Annotated in this window: 19 protein-coding genes; 10 read left to right on the top strand and 9 right to left on the bottom strand. The window is 48.4% G+C overall.

Annotated elements, in window-relative coordinates:
* Nucleotides 1-181: 181 nt before the first annotated feature.
* Complete coding sequence (locus tag ACKFKF_RS15925) at nt 182-415, bottom strand: photosystem II protein, Psb35-related (protein ID WP_446868576.1); 234 nt, start codon at nt 413-415, stop codon at nt 182-184.
* A gap of 580 nt (nt 416-995) precedes the next feature.
* Between ACKFKF_RS15925 and aroF the strand changes: the two genes are divergently transcribed.
* Complete coding sequence (gene aroF, locus ACKFKF_RS15930) at nt 996-1,847, top strand: 3-deoxy-7-phosphoheptulonate synthase (RefSeq protein WP_446868577.1); 852 nt, start codon at nt 996-998, stop codon at nt 1,845-1,847.
* A gap of 82 nt (nt 1,848-1,929) precedes the next feature.
* Here aroF and ACKFKF_RS15935 read toward each other — a convergent pair whose 3' ends face one another.
* Both ACKFKF_RS15935 and ACKFKF_RS15940 read right to left on the bottom strand, forming a co-directional pair.
* Nucleotides 1,930-2,490, bottom strand: coding sequence for an AAA family ATPase (locus tag ACKFKF_RS15935; RefSeq protein ID WP_446868578.1), 561 nt, complete (start codon nt 2,488-2,490; stop codon nt 1,930-1,932).
* A gap of 9 nt (nt 2,491-2,499) precedes the next feature.
* On the bottom strand, nt 2,500-3,795 hold the full coding sequence (locus tag ACKFKF_RS15940; protein ID WP_446857941.1) for a glucose-1-phosphate adenylyltransferase: 1,296 nt from the start codon (nt 3,793-3,795) through the stop codon (nt 2,500-2,502).
* A 322-nt stretch (nt 3,796-4,117) separates the two neighbouring features.
* Between ACKFKF_RS15940 and gcvT the strand changes: the two genes are divergently transcribed.
* Entirely contained in the window at nt 4,118-5,230 is a 1,113-nt protein-coding gene (gcvT, locus tag ACKFKF_RS15945) for a glycine cleavage system aminomethyltransferase GcvT (RefSeq protein WP_446868579.1), read from the top strand.
* 97 nt (nt 5,231-5,327) lie between these two features.
* Entirely contained in the window at nt 5,328-5,690 is a 363-nt protein-coding gene (locus tag ACKFKF_RS15950; protein ID WP_446857939.1) for a hypothetical protein, read from the top strand.
* 530 nt (nt 5,691-6,220) lie between these two features.
* Here ACKFKF_RS15950 and ACKFKF_RS15955 read toward each other — a convergent pair.
* A complete protein-coding gene (locus ACKFKF_RS15955) occupies nt 6,221-7,354 on the bottom strand; it encodes a hypothetical protein (protein ID WP_446857938.1) in 1,134 nt (377 codons plus the stop codon).
* Between the two features lie 418 nt (nt 7,355-7,772).
* On the opposite strand from ACKFKF_RS15955, the gene ACKFKF_RS15960 reads away from it, so the two are divergent.
* Both ACKFKF_RS15960 and ACKFKF_RS15965 read left to right on the top strand, forming a co-directional pair.
* The gene (locus ACKFKF_RS15960; protein WP_446868580.1) at nt 7,773-8,474 is read left to right on the top strand and encodes an esterase/lipase family protein; all 702 of its coding nucleotides are present in this window, start codon (nt 7,773-7,775) and stop codon (nt 8,472-8,474) included.
* A 232-nt stretch (nt 8,475-8,706) separates the two neighbouring features.
* Nucleotides 8,707-9,363, top strand: coding sequence for a cytochrome b N-terminal domain-containing protein (locus ACKFKF_RS15965; RefSeq protein ID WP_446868581.1), 657 nt, complete (start codon nt 8,707-8,709; stop codon nt 9,361-9,363).
* Here ACKFKF_RS15965 and ACKFKF_RS15970 read toward each other — a convergent pair.
* Together ACKFKF_RS15970 and ACKFKF_RS15975 are read right to left on the bottom strand one after the other, a co-directional pair.
* Entirely contained in the window at nt 9,360-10,322 is a 963-nt protein-coding gene (locus tag ACKFKF_RS15970) for a choice-of-anchor Y domain-containing protein (protein WP_446868582.1), read from the bottom strand. The genes ACKFKF_RS15965 and ACKFKF_RS15970 overlap by 4 nt on opposite strands.
* A gap of 303 nt (nt 10,323-10,625) precedes the next feature.
* Nucleotides 10,626-10,937 carry a hypothetical protein gene (locus ACKFKF_RS15975; protein WP_446868583.1) on the bottom strand — a complete coding sequence of 104 codons (312 nt, stop codon included), beginning with the start codon at nt 10,935-10,937 and terminating at the stop codon, nt 10,626-10,628.
* A gap of 43 nt (nt 10,938-10,980) precedes the next feature.
* Between ACKFKF_RS15975 and ACKFKF_RS15980 the strand changes: the two genes are divergently transcribed.
* The 3 genes from ACKFKF_RS15980 (at nt 10,981) to ACKFKF_RS15990 (ending at nt 14,760) form a co-directional block, all read left to right on the top strand.
* On the top strand, nt 10,981-11,694 hold the full coding sequence (locus ACKFKF_RS15980; RefSeq protein ID WP_446868584.1) for a hypothetical protein: 714 nt from the start codon (nt 10,981-10,983) through the stop codon (nt 11,692-11,694).
* Nucleotides 11,695-12,173: 479 nt separating this feature from the next.
* Complete coding sequence (locus tag ACKFKF_RS15985) at nt 12,174-14,366, top strand: DEAD/DEAH box helicase (protein ID WP_446868585.1); 2,193 nt, start codon at nt 12,174-12,176, stop codon at nt 14,364-14,366.
* Nucleotides 14,367-14,502: 136 nt separating this feature from the next.
* Nucleotides 14,503-14,760, top strand: coding sequence for a hypothetical protein (locus tag ACKFKF_RS15990; RefSeq protein ID WP_446857931.1), 258 nt, complete (start codon nt 14,503-14,505; stop codon nt 14,758-14,760).
* 280 nt (nt 14,761-15,040) lie between these two features.
* Here the strand turns inward: ACKFKF_RS15990 and ACKFKF_RS15995 are convergent, their stop codons facing one another.
* The gene (locus tag ACKFKF_RS15995; protein WP_446868586.1) at nt 15,041-15,241 is read right to left on the bottom strand and encodes a hypothetical protein; all 201 of its coding nucleotides are present in this window, start codon (nt 15,239-15,241) and stop codon (nt 15,041-15,043) included.
* 715 nt (nt 15,242-15,956) lie between these two features.
* Entirely contained in the window at nt 15,957-16,496 is a 540-nt protein-coding gene (locus ACKFKF_RS16000; RefSeq protein ID WP_446857930.1) for an Hsp20/alpha crystallin family protein, read from the bottom strand.
* Between the two features lie 417 nt (nt 16,497-16,913).
* Here ACKFKF_RS16000 and ACKFKF_RS16005 point away from each other — a divergent pair, with 417 nt between their 5' ends.
* The gene (locus ACKFKF_RS16005) at nt 16,914-17,999 is read left to right on the top strand and encodes a spore photoproduct lyase family protein (protein ID WP_446868587.1); all 1,086 of its coding nucleotides are present in this window, start codon (nt 16,914-16,916) and stop codon (nt 17,997-17,999) included.
* A gap of 210 nt (nt 18,000-18,209) precedes the next feature.
* Nucleotides 18,210-18,386: a hypothetical protein gene (locus tag ACKFKF_RS16010; protein ID WP_446868588.1), complete on the top strand. Its 177-nt coding sequence runs from the start codon at nt 18,210-18,212 to the stop codon at nt 18,384-18,386.
* Between the two features lie 255 nt (nt 18,387-18,641).
* Here the strand turns inward: ACKFKF_RS16010 and ACKFKF_RS16015 are convergent, their stop codons facing one another.
* Nucleotides 18,642-19,730, bottom strand: coding sequence for an NAD(P)/FAD-dependent oxidoreductase (locus ACKFKF_RS16015; protein WP_446868589.1), 1,089 nt, complete (start codon nt 19,728-19,730; stop codon nt 18,642-18,644).
* Nucleotides 19,731-20,043: the final 313 nt, after the last annotated feature.

The raw sequence follows: 20,043 nt of genomic DNA on the forward strand, positions 1-20,043 counted from the left end.
GAACGAGAAATATTGTCTCAAAGTCCCCCAAAATTGGGGGGTTGGGGGGCAGAATTGCTGAATAACGAAGCGAGAAAATTCCATCGAATTCACGTTTATTTAAGACAAAAATCGACGCAAAAAAGCCCCAGTCGTTAAACCAGGGCTGAAGAGTCTCAAACTTACAATTCTTAAAATCTAACTACGCATCGGGAAGCAATCGACTAGCGTAGGCATCCATTGCATAAGCGGGAACTCGGTTGCTGTAGTCGATTTCGCTTCCTGTGATCGACTCTGCCAACGTTTCAAACGACTCAGAGCGCCAGTTGCGTTCGTGGATGGGCTTGGTCTGTTCGCCTCGAAAATAAGCCTGCGTACCCAACAACGCTACCGCCGCCCAACCAATTACAAACAAGGCAATTAAAATCGCTGTCATTGTCAAACCTCTTTCTGAGAGTGAAGTGAAATCTGTAACAAGGACTTAGCGGGCTGAAATCGCTCCGGGTTGTCTCTGTCTTATGTAAACAAATATAACAGAGATTGTTACAAAGTGTCAAGAAAGTTTGCAGACAATCAAGGATTATGCTAAGAAACTGACGGTTGTAGCCCGATCGGGGAGTTGACTTGCACCGATCCCTCTGTTAAGTTCAAAGAACAAAGTTTTTGGACACGTTTCTCGACAAGGGGATTTTTCGCTTCATGTCTCACAGGCCTTCCTACTTTTACTTTTTTTGGCGCGAGGCGGTTCACTTGGGGTGAATGAGGTTCTGTGTGAACGCCCCAGTGAACCGTAGAGCCAACTCTGCGGTTTTTTTATTGCCAGACCCTTCACCTTCGACCCTCATGCTGCTCAAAATCTACTTTTTTGGATTTTATTTTTGGCCCCACAGAAGTTCTGGGTGAAGGTCGTCGCGGCTGTCTTCGTCTCCCGGAACTGCTCACAAGGGTTCCGGTTTTTTTTGCTCGTTTTGGCTCAATTTTTCCAACCAACTCATCCCAATTAAGGACTCAATCAAATGCTGGATGCCAAGTTAGTTTCTAAGTCTGACGCTGCTCAACACACGATCGTTCGTCTCTCAGATCAGGTGGCGATCGGGGGACAAAAAATCGTCATCTTCGGCGGCCCCTGTACCGTTGAAAGCATGGCGCAAATGGAGACCGTCGCCTCAGCGCTGCAAACCGCCCCGGTGCAAGCCATTCGAGGTGGAGTTTATAAACCGCGCACGTCGCCCTACGCCTTTCAGGGAATGGGTTTAGAAGGACTGGAAATTCTCGCCTCGGTGCGCCAGCGCTATGGAATGCCCGTCGTGACGGAGGTGATGGCTATCTCGCAGATTGAGGAAATTTCTGCTTACGCCGACATGCTACAAATCGGCAGCCGCAATATGCAAAACTTCGATCTGTTGAAAGCGATCGGTCAGGCAAATAAGCCCGTATTGTTAAAGCGGGGACTGTCAGCGACGATCGAAGAATTTGTCATGGCCGCTGAATATGTGGTCAGCCACGGCAATCCCAATGTCGTTTTGTGTGAGCGAGGCATCCGAAGCTTCGACCCCTACACGCGCAATGTTTTGGATCTGGGTGCGGTCGTCGCGTTGAAACAAATTACGCATCTCCCGGTGATTGTCGATCCGAGCCATGCCGCCGGAAAGCGCGAACTGATTGCCGATTTGTCGAGAGGCGCGATCGCTTGTGGTGCCGATGGTCTGATTATCGAGTGTCACCCCGAACCCGAAAAATCTGTCTCTGATGCGCGTCAGGCGCTCTCCTTGCCCGACATGGTGCAATTAGTTCACAGCATCAAGCCCGTTGCCAAAGCCGTTGGGCGACAAGTGTATGACTTTCAGCGTCAGTTGGCTGTGGTCTAGAGCAGTTAAAGATAAAGGCACAGATTCCTAATTTGACGTTGGCTCAAAGTTCCCCAAGGTTGGGGGGTTGGGGGCAGAAGCGCTAAACAACGCAGCGAACAGACTTCATCGACCCGACGTTAATTTGAAGAAATTGGGGATCTGGTGCGCCGTCTAGAGAAAGCGATCGCAACTCATCCAGTCCCTCTACGATCGTCGGAGGTGCCCCCTGCAAGCGACGATCCATTCGTAAGATTGTGGCTTCTGGCACCTGGCAACTTCTGGCTTGATTGCGCGCTAGACAGACAGAAAGTGGCGTATTAATCCATAGCCCCACGATGTGAGAGAAGCCCATTTTTCGAGCGAGATGGATCGCCTGTCGTCGCTGTTTCCTCACAGCATTCGTCGCATCATAAACTGCCAGAGAAGCTTGTCCCACTTCAATCTGACGCACCGCTTCCTGAAACTGCCGCCGCACTTCTAGCCAAATTTTTAGCCACGACCCCTGAGTTGATTCATCGCCAAATAGCTGCGATCGAATCCCATCCGTCGAGATCAAAATTGAATCGGGATGAGTAGTCAGCAGCGATCGTGCAAACGTTGACTTACCACTTCCCGGCAACCCAATCAAAATCACAAGAGACGAACCCCCAGAGCCGTTCATCCCTCATCCCTAAATAATCGTCCCATCCGGAATCGTCGCGTTCTTCAACACCACCACAATCCCGCTACGAATATAGAATCCTAGATTTTCGCGTTCGGCTTCTTCGACTCGATCTTTGTTGACAATCTGAACGTTGCAGCCAATTCGAGCATTTTTATCAATGATGGCCCGCCGGACGATCGTATCCGAGCCGATTCCCAAAGGCACTTCTGGGCTATCACAATCCAATCCAGACGGGCGTTCTGCTCCTCCTTGATAGAGGTCAGCTCCCATAACCAGAGTATCTTCGACGACGCTACCCGACTCGATGCGCGATCGCACGCCCAAGACCGAATGATGCACCCGACAATCTTTGAGAATGCAGCCCTCACCGATCAGCGACTCAGTAATCTTGCAGTCTAGATACTTACTCGGTGGCAAAAAGCGGTGACGAGTATAGATAGGAGCCTTTTCGTCGTAGAAGCTGAAGGGCGGATCGGGCTGATGAGTCAGGGCTAGATTGGCTTCGTAGAAGGCTTCGATCGTTCCAATATCCGCCCAATAATCGTTAAAGAGAAACGCCTGAATGTTGTGAGTCTGCGCCGAATGAGGAATGATTTCTTTGCCAAAGTCGGTGCGATCGGGCGCTTGTCGCAGCAGTTTCATCAAGGCTTCTTTCTTGAAGACATAAATCCCCATCGACGCAATGTAGGGATTCTGTTTCGCCTCGTCGGGGTTGAGTCCCAAAATACTCGTATCGACCTGCATCGATTTCAACGCATCACCTTTAGGCTTTTCGCTAAAGTCAATGACGCGCCCATCTTTGTCGATCTTCATCAGACCAAAATCAGAAGCGCGGCGATCGTCCATCGGTACAACAGACAACGTAATGTCAGCATCGGTTTCGCGGTGACGCTGTACAAACTGACGGTAATCCATCCGATACAAATGGTCGCCAGAGAGAATCAAAAATTCATCAACATCCCATTCTTGAAACAACCAGAGGTATTGACGCACCGCATCGGCTGTTCCTTGAAACCAGTTAGGATTTTCGGGAGTTTGTTGAGCGGCAAGCACTTCGACAAAGCCATCACTAAAGCCAGAAAAATTGTAGGCTCTGGTTAAGTGGCGATTAAGGGAAGCCGAATTAAACTGAGTCAGAACATAAATCTTAAAGATTTCTGAGTTGATGCAATTACTGACAGGAATATCAATCAGGCGATATTTTCCCGCTAGAGGCACCGCAGGTTTTGCCCGTTGCTTAGTTAATGGATAAAGGCGGGTTCCGGCTCCTCCGCCAAGAATAATAGATAAGACTCTTTTCACAAAAAAACCTCTTTGCTGCCACTTCGACTCCCAACTTTAGTGTGTGCTTGTATGGTTCCGTTGACAAGGGGTTAGCGCAAGAGAATCGTAAATTGGGGATCGGGGAAGAAGGTGATGAGGGAGAACTTTGTTCCGCTTCGCGAGAAAGGATGAGTCATTCAGAATCTCGTATTCGCCCACAGGTTCACACATCCATTGTCATCTACATCACATTCATAGTTTTCACACATTACTTCTCCTCTCTCCTCCCTCCTCTCTCCTCCCTCCTCCCTCCCTTTCCCTGCTACCTTAATTTGAGAACTTAACAAAGGACGATCGACTCGTGACTCAATCCCCTGAAATCCTCGCTCGCACGCCTCTATTTGATTTAGCAATAGACCTCAAAGCTAGAATGACTGGTTTTTCGGGGTGGGAGATGCCTGTGCAGTTTGGAGGAATTGGGCAAGAACATCAGGCGGTGCGATCGACCGCAGGCATGTTTGATATTTCGCATATGGGCAAATTTGCGCTGACTGGGAAGGACGTGCTGAGTCAGATTCAACGATTGGTGCCGTCTGATCTGAGTCGCCTACAGCCGGGTCAAGCTCAATATACGGTGTTGCTCAATCCTCAAGGCGGGATTGTTGATGATCTGATTTTCTATTACCAGGGGTTGGATGCCGATAACAATCAGCGTTGGATGATCATTGTCAATGCGGCGACGACACTCAAAGACAAAACCTGGATGTTAGAGAATATGGATATGGAAGCGATCGCATTCACCGATCAGTCTTCCAAAGTTCTGATTGCCCTCCAGGGGCCAGAAGCGGTTCGGCATTTTCAAGCGTTTGTGGATGCGGACTTGTCGCCAATTAAACCGTTTGGTCATTTAGAAGCGTCTGTTTTGGGTGAACCTGCCTTTATCGCTCGCACGGGCTACACCGGAGAAGATGGGTTTGAGGTGATGCTCGATCCGACAGTGGGAAGAGAACTGTGGCGATCGCTCCTCTCTTCTGGGGTGACTCCTTGTGGTCTGGGTGCCCGCGACACGCTAAGGCTCGAAGCGGCAATGGCACTCTATGGACAAGACATCAACGACACGACGACTCCTTTAGAAGCGGGACTGGGCTGGGTCGTGCATCTTGATACCAAGGGTGACTTTATTGGTCGATCGGTTTTAGAACAACAAAAACGAGACGGCGTTGCTAAAAAACTTGTCGCTCTACAAATGCAGGGTCGCAACATTGCCCGACACGACTATCCGATATTGCACCAAGGTCAGCCTGTCGGAATTGTAACTAGTGGTACGCTATCACCAACATTAGGACAAGCGATCGCTTTAGGATATGTGCCACTTGATCTCGCCCAACCCGGTCAACTAGTCGAAGTTGAGATTCGCGGAAAAAGCTACTCAGCCACCATTGTAAAACGCCCCTTCTATCGAGTCAAAAAGTAATTCTGCTGATGTGTTTCAGTTTTCAGAACAGGTTCGAGGATTAGCGTGGGAATGATGAAGAAATAGTATTTGCAATTTTGTCAGTGGAGCAACTGAGGTGGAATTGATAGTAAACGGTATTCTCTATTACCTTGCTCACCTTCAAGATGTTGATTACTTGGCTGCGATTGTTAACTCAACTTCTTCATCAAAACTCTGCAATATCATTGTTGAACTCTTGCAGTCAAAGAATGCTGAAACCGTTGATCTAACTTGTCTTTTTGTTCGAGACTTAATACTGATTGGATCTCGGCATCCTGACTCCAAAAAATTTGTACAAGAATATCCAGAGTCTCCGATCGTCAAAATTCTTGAACAACTACTTCTTTCTGACAATCACTTTACTCGGAAGCAGGCGGTTTATACCCTGGGTAAGACTTGTAACTATAGCAGTTTACACAACACGATGGGCAGTTATTGATGCGCTACATATCGTTGGTGATGATGCTCAATCACAAAGTGAACTATTCCAGAGTAAATTCAGGTGTATTAAGCAATTGCGACAAGATTCAAACCTTTTTGTTCAAAGAGAGGCAGAATATGACTATCAGCTTTTAAAGTTTAGTAGCGAGAGCGGTGATTTATTGAAGGCAGAGCGTAAAAAGAAACGGAAAAGTCTGGAGCGGCAATACAAACCAGCAGTTTGCTACACTCGCGTATCAAATTCGTTTGTACATTACTTAAGTACGAGAGGGTTAACACAATACTCTGTGAGTGAGCTTGAAGGATTCATTGCGAACACTACTCGTAACATACCAATATGAAGCGGTACAGGTTGCGATTCAGTCACTCGATTGTATCGGGCGTTTGTACACTTGCAATTTCATTGAGCAGCAATCCTAAGTTTATAGACATGATTGAGCGATCAAGAAAGCGTCGTTGCTCAGAAGGCAGCATTTCCAACGATGAGATGCGCGGACGCTTGGGTCTAAACAAGCAATCACTCAACTGTTAGCTAGTCGGCTGATTCGGTGGTTGAGCTTCGGGTTTAAAGGTTAGCTCGATTTTGTAGATTACATATTTTCCATCTACGGGCTTTAAGTCTTTGATCTGCTGATTAATCGCTCTCTCAGCAAGCAGGTCTAAATACCGATAGCCCGATCGACCCAACACAGCCGGAGCGCCAACCATCTTACCTTGTGGATCAATGAGAACATAAACTAGTGCAGGACTGTACCTTTCGGTGAGTGGGGCAGGCGATCGATACAGTATTTCACTCTTAATGACTTGTTCTGTTAAATCTTCAGCCGCAATGTCCTTGTTAGTAATATTTTCCTCAAACCATTTAGCGTAGTTTTGCGTCGCTTGCTGTCCCCGTTCGCTGTCAGTTGCGCCCATCGGATTAAAGACAAAATTCTCACGGGCGTAGAGTTCTTGAAGCTGACGATTTTCGGCTAACAAGCGACTGCTAGGAGAAACTGGGGACTGTGACGGGGTGGCACTTGCCGAATTGTTTCCTGGAGTTGAAGGATTTGGATTGTTTGCTGCTTGATCGTTGGGGTCAGGTACAACTGGAGCAGCAGGCAGCCGAGGAATATTACGATCGGTTGCTCCAGAAGGTATTTGGTCAGGTGGAAGCGGTTGAGAGGGTGGCTTGTCAGGCGAAGTGGGATCGTCAGGAGTTTGAACCTTGGTTCGATCGGGAGAGATTAAAGGTGTTGTGTTGGGTTTGAAAATGTAGCGAGAAATGTCAAACGGCGGCTGAGGCTGCACACGCGGAGTTGGCACACTCAAGTCAGGAATCTTATATAACTGCGATGCATCTGGTAAAGGCGACTGCGGAAACGGCTGACCCAACGGCACATTAAATTTGGCACTCGAATCAGGCAGCGGCGGCAAGCCAAACTGAGATGTGAGCGGCGATTGGGGTAGACGGCTTTGTTCTTGTGGAGTCAAATTGACCAGGCGCACCGATCGCAAGTCTGGCTGTTCGGGGGGTGAGGTAAATGCGGGCAGCGTGGCAAAGAAAAACAGATGCGCCCCCAGCGAACCAAATAGTGCCAGAGATGCAGGCTGTTGCAACAGGTCAGGCAGATTTCTAACAAACGAGGAGAAAGCAGAAGAGGGGGCGATCGGCTGATTCATAACAAGTCCATGACAAGTAATCGGGGCAGAGAGAAACAATCCCGCTCAGATCTTAGCTTCAGACTGGGAGATTGGGGAGGAGGGAGGAGGGAGGAGGGAGGAGACTTTGGACAGAATGGGCTTTTAACCTCTGGTCTAACGTCCCTGGTCTAACGTCTCTGGTCTAATATCAAATTGATCTTTGAGTGCTACAGATCTGGGAGAGCAACCTAAATCACCCACTTGTGGAGAACTTCAAGCCAAAGAAGTCTCGGATTCTCAAAGTCCCCCATTCTGGGGGATTTAGGGGGCGACGGATCTGTAGCATTAACAAATTGATTTGGTCTAACGTCCCTGGTCTTGTACCTTTGCTAAACCTCAAAAAGTTAGAAGAGTGTCCTAAGCTAAATAAATCTTCATCTCTCTCTACTGATTTTTCATGCCTTTACCTACCGTGATTTTGCCGGGTTATCTTGCCAGCGCGATCGACTACCGACTCATGGAGCAGACTCTCAACGATTTGGGCTATCCGACGGTGACAGTGCCGCTGCTCAAACGCACCTGGTTTCCGACGCTGGGCGGTCGATCGGTTTTGCCAATATTAGAATGGCTCGATCGCACCGTTCAAACTGTGATGCAAAAGTATGATGCGCCCAAGGTGAACTTGATTGGACATTCGGCAGGCGGTTGGATATCGCGCATTTACCTCGGAGAACAGCCCTACGATGTGCATGGAGTCTTGCCTGACAAAACCTATGTGTGGAAAGCGCATTCCTTTGTCGCCAATCTCGTCGCCCTCGGAACGCCGCACATCAGTTTAGAACGGTGGGCCTTGAGAAACCTGAATTTCGTCAACGAGACTTATCCGGGTGCGTTCTATTCAGACGTGCGCTATGTCTGTGTGGCGGGTAAAGCGATTTTGGGCGATCGTCGATTGGGTCAGTGGTTGGCTTACAGCAGCTATCAAATTACCTGCGGACAAGGAAACTGTTGGGGAGATGGCATCACACCGATCGTCGCGGCTCATCTCAAAGGTGCCGAAAATATTACGTTAGAAAACGTTCGACATTCCCCGCGATCGGGGGGTCTCTGGTATGGCACTCCCAGCGTAATCGAGCAGTGGGCAACTTATCTGACGTGAATGCGCTTTACAACGAAGCGAAAACCCCCAATCAAATTTACGGTTCTTTAGATTAGACAAGTCGAGAAGTGCTTCGGTTATCTTCCTGCCTTTTGGGAGAGGGGCGCGATCGCAAAGTCCCATATCTTAATTAAAGAAACAAATCTTAAGGTTCTGCGGGTTTCAAAATCACGCTTAGACAAATGACCCAGCAAATCATTCGGGTCTGTCTTATAAAGTTTCCTGTACGTTTATGAAAAATCCTGCTTTTGTCCTTCGTCGCCTTTCGACCATTTTGGCAGTCGTAATTCTAACGCTGACGTTGATTGCGGCCAGTTCTGGCATTCTTTTAGCTTTTTATTACCAACCTTCTGCTGGAGGCGCTTACGATTCGCTAAAACTACTCGATACGGAGGTGGCGTTTGGGTGGCTGGTTCACTCAATGCACAATCTCGCCGGAAACCTGGTGATCGGGGTTGGGCTGATTCAGATCGTGGTGATGTTTTTGGGCGAACGGTTTCGCAGAAGTTGGCTGACGGCCTGGGTGAGCGGCATTTTGTTTACGCTGTCAGCGATCGGTCTAGCCTGGACTGCGATGATTCTCACCTGGGATCAGCTTGGCTATTGGCGGTTCAAAATTGAGTTGGGCACGATCGAAGCCATTCCGCTAATTGGGCCGACCCTGAGAGACATTATTACAGGCGGAGCGGTGGGCAGTCTTTCGGTCGAACATTTGTACACGATTCACAGCTATATTGTGTCGATCGCCGCCGTGACGCTGGCACTTATTCATCTCGTCAGTCTCGTTTTTCAGGAAAAAGAAATCTTTGAGGAATCTCTGATTGACCTGGCAAAACAAGTAGAAGCGATCGAACAGGCAGAAAGCAAAGAGGCAGAAGTTTCTGTTTAACGATTTGATTTAGCACCTGCGGTCAGGACGCGACGGGTGAAAAACCAGGCCGCAATGCCAAGTAGCCCCAGATAAAGAGAGGATTCTGGAATTTCTTTAGTAGGCTCTACATCCTCTTTAATTTTGGTTTGAAAGGTGATTGCAGGCGCATCCACTTCAACCTGAGAATCTTCAGTCTGCAACCTTGCGACGGGCGCGGACATTGGTATTAGTCGAGGCGTTGTTGGAGAAGAGATCGTAGGAGCCGCCGATCGAGCGATCGCAAAATCCGTCAGATCAATCTTGGCAATGCTGGTGTTGGCTCTAGCGGAGGTGGTGTTGTCGCCAAAAAACAAGGAGTTGGAAGTCGAGTAGAACGAGCCTTCGAGCGAATAGTTACGCAAAACGCCGCTGAGAATGGGGGCCTGATAGTTGCGATTGGCAAACAGATTGTAGGAATTGTCTTTGACAGAAAGTTCGTAGCGAGTCAGGGCAGTTCCAGGATTAAAGGCGGTCGTTTCGCCACGAGTAAATCGCGGAGGCTTGGTTGCGCCGTCGTTTTGCGCCCAGATGGAACCAGTTTTTTTGAGGGTGTCTGTCCAAAATCCCAGTTCAACCCCTTTTTTGTCGGCACCGAGGGCAATGACGCTAAAGCCCGCTCGATCGTTAGAACTGCTGTGCGTCTCAGACAAGAGCCGAATGTTGAATCCTAATGTGTAGCCCCGGTTGCGATCGAGGGCAAAGTTAGTAGGAATTCTGGCGTACCCGGCTTGCAGCGCATCGTTAGCTGTGGTGTTGAGTGTGGTGACCCCTGCACTGACGGTTTGAGAGACACCCAAAGGGATAGAAGACATCCAGCCTTGAGCGCTAAGTGAGGTATTTTTGGAGCCGTCGTAGAGGGTCAGTGTAGCAGCGCTACTAGAAGTGGTACCCGTAAATAGGGCAAGACTGACGGTAACAAAGATCCAAGCTTTTCTCATGGTGTATCAGTATCGTCGAGTGCCGTTTCAAACTATCACTGAATTAATCACAAAAAGATAAATCGAGATTGACTACACAGAATCTTGATGAAACGCCAAATCACAGCCATCTTTAATCAGCGATGAATGCCAAAAAGTTATATGACTAATTGCATATGGAATAAGAACTAAATACAAAAGTGATTGCACTTTAGAAAAGTTTTTAAAGAGAAAGAGGAGGAAGCGATCGTTAATCAAAACAACCACACCCTCCTCAACTAGGAATCAGTGAACCAGAACTACGAACGCTCGAAAGCTCTAAAACTAAGCGCTACAAACAGGCTTATCGTTGGCATTCATCCGGACTTTGCCTTCGGAACCATTGATCATAAAGGGCACTTCTTGATCCCCGACAACGCGCACAAACGCAGGGCGATCGGCAGCACAAGCCCGAATTGCGGCGGCCCAAGCGGTGATATCTTTGGCACTCTTATCGGTGATCGGCGTATTACTGGTAATCGAGGTATCTTTGACCACCTTAAGCTGCATCGGCAACGTAAAGAATGCAGGCGTTACAGGCGGAGTGGGAAACGAAATTTCTTTGATACCCGTAAGGCTTTCTTTCTCTAGCACCATAGTTTTCGCTCCCGATTCGGCTGGTTTTGCGTCAGCAGAGGGGGTGACGGGCGTGGAGGTTGACGGAGCAGGAGTCGAGGGAGCCATCTCAGTCGAAGGCGCGGTCGAAGGCGATGAAGGAGTCATCTCGGTCGAAGGCGATGAGGGAGTCATTTCAGTCGAAGGCGCAGTCGAAGGTGACGAAGGAGTCATCTCAGTTGAAGGCGCAGTCGAAGGTGACGAAGGAGCCATCTCAGTCGAAGGCGATGAGGGAGTCATCTCGGTCGAAGGCGCGGTTGAAGGCGATGAGGGAGTCATTTCGGTCGAAGGCGCGGTTGAAGGCGACGAAGGAGTCGTCTCGGTCGAAGGCGATGAAGGAGTCATCTCAGTCGAAGGTGACGAAGGAGTCATTTCGGTCGAAGGCGATGAGGGAGTCATTTCGGTCGAAGGCGATGAGGGAGTCATTTCGGTCGATGGCATCGTCTCGGAGGGCTTCATAGAAGGGGACGAGGGGGTCATCTCCTTAGACGGTGATGCGGGCATCATTTCAGTCGAAGGCGCTGTAGAAGGTGACGAAGGGGTCATCTCCATTGAGGGCATTCTAGAGGGTGCGGTAGGCATCATCTCAGGCGCAGGAGTTGTAGAGGGTTGGGCCTCCGTGCCAGGGGCCGCAGAAGGAATTATTTGCTGCGTGTTATTGGATGGCGTTTCGTCTGGTGCAGCAGAGGGCATCGCTTCGGTAGACGGCTTCTCAGAAGGAGTTGTCGGCTTTGACTGATTGTATTGCTGATCATATTGAGCCGATGCTGGAAGTGTTTGTCCGACAAGCATAGTAAGAATACTTGCAGCAGCAATTTTCTTTAACATGTTCGATTCGTCTCCGTAATAATCTGAGTATCTGTGTCACGATCGAGCGATTCTACGCCCTGTTTTATCCCGATTCACCGCGCTGATATCGGTAGAGTTCGCACCTTGATTGCGTGACTATAATCTCCGTGCAGGTTATCTAACAACGGTTACGTCACCAATCTTCCTAAAGGTAGATTTCACTATTACAAAGAAATCAACTTCACTCATAATCAGTCGGGTAGGATGGGTTAACGTCTGATGGAGTCTTTGATCGAGTAGATTTGAGTCAATCCGCTGTGATGAGAATTTACGAGCGATCGTCCGTTTGAGTTTTGAATTTCTAATTTTGCGTTCCCAATGATTTATTCTGGGTAATCGCTAAATCGTATGTAGTTTCTGACGATCGCTATGATGCAAAGTTCTTATCAGCGTCTTGCTCCGTTTATCCAAGACTATATCTACAGCAATGGTTGGACTGATCTCAGGCAATCCCAAATCGAAGCCTGTCGCGTTTTGTTTGAAACAGATGCTCATTTACTCATTGCTGCGGGAACGGCATCCGGAAAGACTGAAGCAGCATTCTTGCCGATATTGACGCTGCTATACGAAAATCCTTCTCAAACGGTTGGGGCGCTATACATCAGCCCAATCAAAGCGTTGATCAATGATCAGTTCGATCGGTTGAATGACCTCTTGAAATATGCGGATATCCCAGTCTGGGCCTGGCATGGGGACGTAACTCAAAGTCGCAAAAAAAAGCTGTTAACTCGGCCCAAAGGCATACTTCAAATTACACCCGAATCGTTGGAGAGTTTGTTGATTAATAAAAACGCAGATCTCGATCGCTTGTTTGGCGATTTGCGGTTTGTGGTAATTGATGAAATCCATGCATTTATGGGTAGCGATCGAGGCGATCAGATTCTTTGTCAGTTGTCGAGATTAGCCAAACGAACTCAAAATCAGCCGCGTCGAATTGGATTATCTGCCACCCTGGGCGATTATGGTTTGGCGGAGGAATGGCTGCGATTAGGGACAACTCAATCGGTAATCACACCCGACATTCAAGGCGGTGCGCGAAATATTCAACTCTCGATCGAACACTTCTACGATCCGGGTTTAGTCGTTCGCGCCAAAGGTGAAACCAAGGATTCTGCATTTAACCCTTATCATTTGCATTTATTTAATCAAAGTCAGGGGCGCAAATGTCTGATTTTTGCCAATGGACGGACGGCGACCGAAGAAGCGATCGCAGCCCTGCGCGAGATTGCTCAGGCGAAGGGATTTCCTGACATTTACCACGTCCATCACGGCAGCATTTCGGCTCCTTTGAGAGAAGCGGCTGAGGCGGCGATGCGAAAACCAGATACGCCAGCCGTGACTGCGGCAACGGTGACCTTTGAAATGGGGATTGATCTGGGGCAGCTCGATCGCGTCATTCAGTTAGAATCTCCGTCGTCGGTGGCCAGCTTTTTGCAGCGATTGGGGCGATCGGGCAGACGGGGCGGGGCGGCAGAAATGCGGTTTATCTGTGCAGAAGACAAACCCACGGGCGAAGAGTCTCTACCCGAACAAATTCCCTGGCAACTATTGCAGGCGATCGCGATTATTCAGCTTTATTTAGAAGAGAAATGGATCGAGCCGCTTCAGTCAGCCAAGTATCCCTATAGTCTGCTTTATCACCAAACGATGAGTGTGTTAGTGTCGGTCGGTGAATTGTCTCCGGGAGCGTTGGCGCAGCAAGTTTTGACATTGGCACCCTTTCGATCGATCTCTCAAGATGAATATCGCCAACTGTTGCGGCACTGGATCGAAATCGACCACATTCAAAAAACTGTAGAAGGCGGATTAATCATTGGATTAGCAGGAGAAAAGATCGCTCGCAATTTTAAGTTTTACGCCATTTTTCCTGATGTAGAAGAGTACATCGTTAAGCAAGAAACCAAAACGATCGGTAGCATTGTCGTGCCTCCAAGTGAAGGCGATCGCTTCTCATTAGCAGGTCGCATCTGGGAAGTTTTGGAGGTGAATTCTAGAAAGAAGATTATCTCTGTCCAACCGACCAAACAGACCGGAACATCGAGTTCGTGGCGCGGCAGTGCGGGTGATATTCATACTCGTGTGCTGCAACGAATGCGAAAAGTTTTGCAAGAAGATATGCAATATTCCTACCTGCAAGCGGGTGCAAAAGATCGATTGCAAGCAGCACGTCAGTTAGCTAGAAACGGACTTATTCAAAATCCAATTGTGCTATTGGATGAAGAAATCTGCTGTATTTTTCCGTGGGCAGGCACGATCGCCTTTAGAACGTTAGAACGGTTCCTCAGATTTCATTGCAAACCTGCATTGGGCATCAAAAGTATTAAGGCTCGATCGCCCTACTTTCTCATCGTTAGATTGGGCAAGTGTAAGGTCGAAAGTCTGGAATATGAAGTGAAATCTCTCGCAGAAAGACACCTGAGTTCAGACGATTTACTCGATCCAGAAGAAGCCCCAAAGCTGCAAAAGTACGATGAATTCATTCCCACCAATCTGCTGCAAAAAAGCTTTGTTTCTGACTACTTAAGGATCAGTGAGTTAGCCCAAATTATTCGGCAGTGGTAGCTTAAGCGAGGTTCCATTTTTTACGCTCCTCCTATGGATGGATGACAGCTAGAAGATTTGCCTTCGTTTTTACAATATGAAGGGCGATCGACTGGTATGCTGGCTTACATCACTGTGAGTCGAGAGCAAAATTTTGATGAATACCTCACCGCTAGTCATCGATTTGGGCATGTCTGATATCGAGTATTTAGACTGTCTTGCACGGGGCATCGATCCGGTTAAAGCCTTTCGAGACAAGCTTTATGAGCAGGAGCTAAGAGAATACGGGTTTGCCGAGGCAGAAGCGCAAGCCATCGCACCGCTTTTAGAAAAGAGTGACTGCTCGATTTCAGAAAAAATCTTGGTCAACCGTGCTCTCAAACAAATTTGGAAACGCTTGAGCCGTAGTGTCTAGAAGTTTAACGGAATGAAGGGAACACACTATTGTGACTCAAGTTCGATCAGATTTCTTGCCTTATGATTTTGGCATTTCTGCTTGCCGAGTTTCTATAGAGGAGAACTTTGAGCTAGAAATTTAGCTTCAGGTTCTTTAGAAGGGCAGTTTAGTTGGCTCTCCTGAACTCGTAAATTGTGAAGAGATGCTATCGATTTCAACAGGGAACCAGGATTTTAATAAGTTGCTCAATAGCATGTTTGACAGATAAGTAGCCACGATCGCACAACTTGAACGATCGCTACTCCTTCTTTGCCACTTCAATCAGTTTCGTCAGCAGCCATATAAACAGGCAGACCAGGACGAGAGAAGCAGCCATTCCTCCCTGCTCAATGAGTTTGACAACCGTAGGACTTGCTAATTCAATTCCGGAAGTAGGCACCTGGATGGTGTTAGTAACTACGGAAGCTGAATTGCGAGGGAGAGCGTTAAAATTTGACATGAGGAAGCTGCCTCCTTTGGAGGTTGCGAATCAGATGATAAAAGGCGGTTACATGCGGTTCCAATGCTCGTAGCCGTCTTCATCAATATTATTTCTGCTATGAATACTGCACATCTTCTAAAGGTAAGAAGTTACCCCGTGTAGGGGATGACCCCCCATCTGTATCTATCTTTGTACCGAAATTTGGGGTTGACATGGGCCACTTCCATAACTGGCGCAGCTTAGAGAGTCTTATAAACTCTGAATACGATCTATTTCTTGAGATTGCGCTTCAAACCTTGCAAAACTACCCATAATCGATTGAGTTGCGCTAGTAGGCAGGGTTTCATGGGAGGAAACTCTATTAACCATGCCTATCAGAGGGCATATGTCATTTGGCATCCCTGAGTAAACATAAAGAACAGTACGATACAACGTTTGATTTTGATTACGGATTTACTATGTTCACCAAACGCATTAGGTACTGTCCCTCTCTCTGAGCAAGCACGCCAAAACGGAACGAAGCGATCGCTCACTTTAATCGATCGCTCCATCCCGTCTGTTATCCATCCCAAAAAGTCAGTAAACTTAGAACGCGCTGTGCAACCTGGAATTCACATCTTTCCTTTTCAAGGCAGCTAAGGGGATCTCAACATGAACCAGCCGAGTGGAGTGATTCCGTAGGCATCCTTGAGAAGAGACGCTTAAATGAAGTTTCACATTGCGTAACCTAAAGCTAATTTGAACTGCCAACCGCTTGGGATTGTTGCTGAGGTTGCCCATCAGACTGAGATTGTTGCCCACTGATTTGGGGTTGATTTTGCCCAGTCAGGCTAACAGTCACCACTCGATTCTTTTCTTCCTCAGCTTTGGGTAGCGTCAAGCTCAAAACGCCATGTTTGAAGTCGGCTTGAACCCGGTCGTTTTGAATGCGAGCAGGCAGAGGAATCACGCGCTGGAAACTGCCATAACGAAACTCCGATCGCCGCACTCCTTTATCTTCTTGCTTGACTTCAGACTTGCGCTCTCCCCGAATTGCCACTGCTTCTGCGGTCACTTTCACATCTAAATCATTTGGCTCAATGCCGGGAAGCTCCATCTTGAGTTGAATCTGGTCAGGCGTTTCGTGGATTTCTGCCGCTGGGACAAAGTTAGAGCTAGTGATATCAGTCTGAGCATCGCCACCGTTGTAAGACATCATTTGGTCAAACAAGCGATTCATCTGCCGTTGCATGATGTCAATGTCGCGAAATGGATCAAACCTAACGATCGCCATATTTTTTCTCCATTCCTAAACAATCTCTTGATCTCGAAAACCTATTTATTTAACGTGAATTCGACGAAATACTTCACTCCGACTGCAAATTCAGGAACGCCCCCTAAATCCCCCACAAGGGAGGGACTTTGAACTGGAATTCTTGTCTTAAAGTCCCCCAAAATTGGGGGGTTGGGGGGCAGAAGTGCAAGATAACGAAGCGAAAAGTTCTATCGAACTGACGTTTATTTAAGGCTCTCTATTAATCAATTAACCTCAATTTTTAAGACGGCTCACCTCTCCAAAGAGTTAGATTTGATACGGTTTTAGAAGAGGTAGAGAACCCTACTCTTAAAGTCGTGAAATCCGCTCACAGCAGAGTTTTTCAGCCTTTGCATAACCGCCATAATAGAGAAAGAGCAAAGCTGGAGAACAAATTTGTTGAGTACAATTGCGAGTCCCATTTCTGCTGCTGACACCCATCCCAAAGCGCGTTTGTGGATGCCCGATCGCGTCATTTTTACCCCCGCTGCCCTCGACGAACCCTGGGGACAGCAGATCCTTTCACGAGTCAGAGCCTTGGATCTGCCTGTTGAAGAGTTGCCCAAGAATCGGCTGACTGGCTTGCGAGGAGAGACTGAGCGCGAGACCTACAGCATTTCTAAGCGCACGATGGCCGTCGTCACTGCGCCGCCGAGTAGTTTGAAGTTGAGTCCGATTCCCCCGTCTGCGGATTGGCAGTTTCACTTAGCTGAAGGCTGTCCTGCTCATTGTCAGTATTGTTATCTGGCGGGCAGTCTCAAAGGTGCGCCTGTGGTTCGAGCCTTTGCCAATTTGCCTCAGACCTTGCAGAATTTGGGCAACTATGAGCGCCCTGGGCAGGCTACCTCCTTTGAAGTGAGTTGTTATACCGACCCATTGAGCATTGAGCATTTGACGGGCAGCTTGTCGGAGTGTATTCGCTACTTTGGCACCCGCGAGGATGGTTATTTGCGCTGGGTTTCCAAGTTTGATGGGGTTGATGAGTTGTTGGATCTGCCACACAATGGTCATACGCGCTGTCGATTTAGTGTGAATGCGGCTCCGATTAGCGATCGTCTCGAAGGGGGGACTGCATCCGTTACCCAGAGACTTCAAGCTTTGAGAAAGTTGGCCTTGCCTCGTGAGCGGGGGGGTGGCGGTTATCCGGTTGGTTTGGTGATTGCGCCGATCATGCCGATCGAGGACTGGGAAGAGGAGTACGATCGCTTGTTTGACTCGATCAGTCGTGCTTTAGATTTTGACTGTGACCTGACGTTTGAGCTAATTTCTCATCGCTTTACCCCTGGCTCTAAAGAGGTTTTGCAAAGCTGGTATCCCAACAGCAAGCTAGAGATGGATGAGTCAAAGCGAGTCATGAAGCGCAATAAGTTTGGCGGGGTCAAGTATGTGTATGACTCTGACACGATGAAGACGATGCGCCGCTTTTTTGAAGGGCAGATTGGCGATCGCTTTCCTCAAGCGCAGATTCTCTATTGGACGTAGGTTTTGAGGGGGGTCACTTCGGTGGTGAAGTCTTCTGCCCCCCAATCTCCCAATTCTAGGAAGCTTCATGAGAAGTGTTTTGGTTCAAAGCTTTCCTAGAGAGGAACATTTCGATTCCAGAGCGGAACGATCGACTTCTAGAGCGGAACGTTTCGATTCCAGAACGGAACGATCGCTACTTAAACCCCAACGTTTCTATTTCAGAGCGGAATGTTTCTATTTCAGAGCGGAACGATTAACTTTCCAAACCCCAACGTTTCTATTTCAGAGCGGAATGTTTCTATTTCGGAGCGGAACGTTTCGATTCCAGAGCAGAACGATCGCTCCTTAAACCCCAACGTTTCGATTTCAGAGCGGAATGTTTCTATTTTGGAGCGGAACGATTAGGTTCTGAGCAAGAAAATTTTGCGTTTGAAGTGGATTGACCAATCGACTTCTTGAAGTGCTGCCGCTTCGTTGCTAGTTCAATTGGTAGGTTGACAGAGGTTTTTTGCTTCGTTGTTGTAGTCTTCTGCCCCACAAGATGCCAATTTTGGAGGACTTTCAGACAAGATTTCTAGTTCAAAGTTCCTCACTCGTGGGGGATTTAGGGGCTGCCCAGATTAACCACCGCAGCGAGAGATTTCATCGAATTGACGTTAATCACAGCTTGACGATCGCATCTCTGACCATTTTTGCCGTCGCGGGAGCCAGAAGAACACCGTTGCGGTAGTGGCCCGTTGCTAACAAAACCTGATTGTAGCCTGGGAGCAATTCAACAATTGGAGCCGGACGACCTTGAGGGCGAGGACGCAACCCATACCAGGAGCGAATTGGCTTCGCATCCACAAGACGGGGACAGAAGGCGATCGCTTGATTGATCACGGCTTCCCATTGAGCGTGATCGGGCCGAAGTGGAGCCGCATCCTCCTCAAATTCGACCGTGGCACCTACCCAATAATCGCCACCACCCAACGGCACCAAATGTACATCATTTCCCGTAATTACAGGTTCTAAAGTCTGGAACGGCTTCTCTAATCGCAGATGAATCGCCTGCCCCAACACAGGACGAATGTCTACAGGTTGATTCATTGTTGCTGTCAGAGGAGTCGATCCTAGTGCCGCAGAAATCACGATCCAATCAGTAGCGATCGTGCCGTGTGAAGTGTGCAGTTCGTGGTCGATCGCCCCGGTCACCTTAGTATTAAACTGAAAAGCTGCCCCATTCTGTTGAGCGGCTTTGATCAGCGCATGAGTCAGCGCGACGGGATTGACCTGCCGATCGTCAGGAGAATAAATCGCCGCTTTCACCCCATCCAAGCGCAACTGAGGAAAGTCAGCCCTCAGACGATCGACTTCCAAAATCTCCAGCGTCAAGCCCTGCGATCGTCGAATCTCAACCAGCCGTTCCCAGCGCGTCAAATCTTCTTCAAACTCCAGCATCAAGATTCCCTGCCGATTGTAGGGAACCACACTTCTTGTCAAAGCTTCGAGTTCTGGAATCAGCGTTTCATAAGCTTGAAGACTCGATAGGCGCATCTGCAAATTTCGACCTTTTTCCTTTTTGCTGATTGCCCCCATCAACACCCCCAAAGCCGCCCCCGTCGAAGTCGGACAAACGCTCAAATCAGCTTCAACAGGTGCAGGCAATTGATCAAACACCATCACTGTCAACTCTGAAATTTTGCTGAGTTCATACGCGATCGCCGCTCCAACAACCCCAGACCCCACGATCGCCACTTTCTGTCCCATAAAAACCAACCATCAAAACAATCATCAGCACCCCTCAACGCTAACAAACCACCCGTTCGATGAGGTTCTTTCGCTTCGGTATCCAAGTCTTCTACCTCCCAAGCTGCCAATTTGGGGAACTTTGAAACAAGCGTCTCGGTTCAATATCCCTCACTTATGGGAAATTTAGGAAACAACCCAATGTCTCAACCAAAGGAAAGAACTTCACCAAGCTCCCTCCTCCCTCCTCCCTCCTCCCTCCTCCCTCCTCCCTCCTCCCTCCTCACTCCTCCCAAGGTGCAACCGTGTACCATGAGTAAAATTACCTTCACCC

The sequence above is a fragment of the Phormidesmis sp. 146-12 genome (assembly GCF_052939495.1).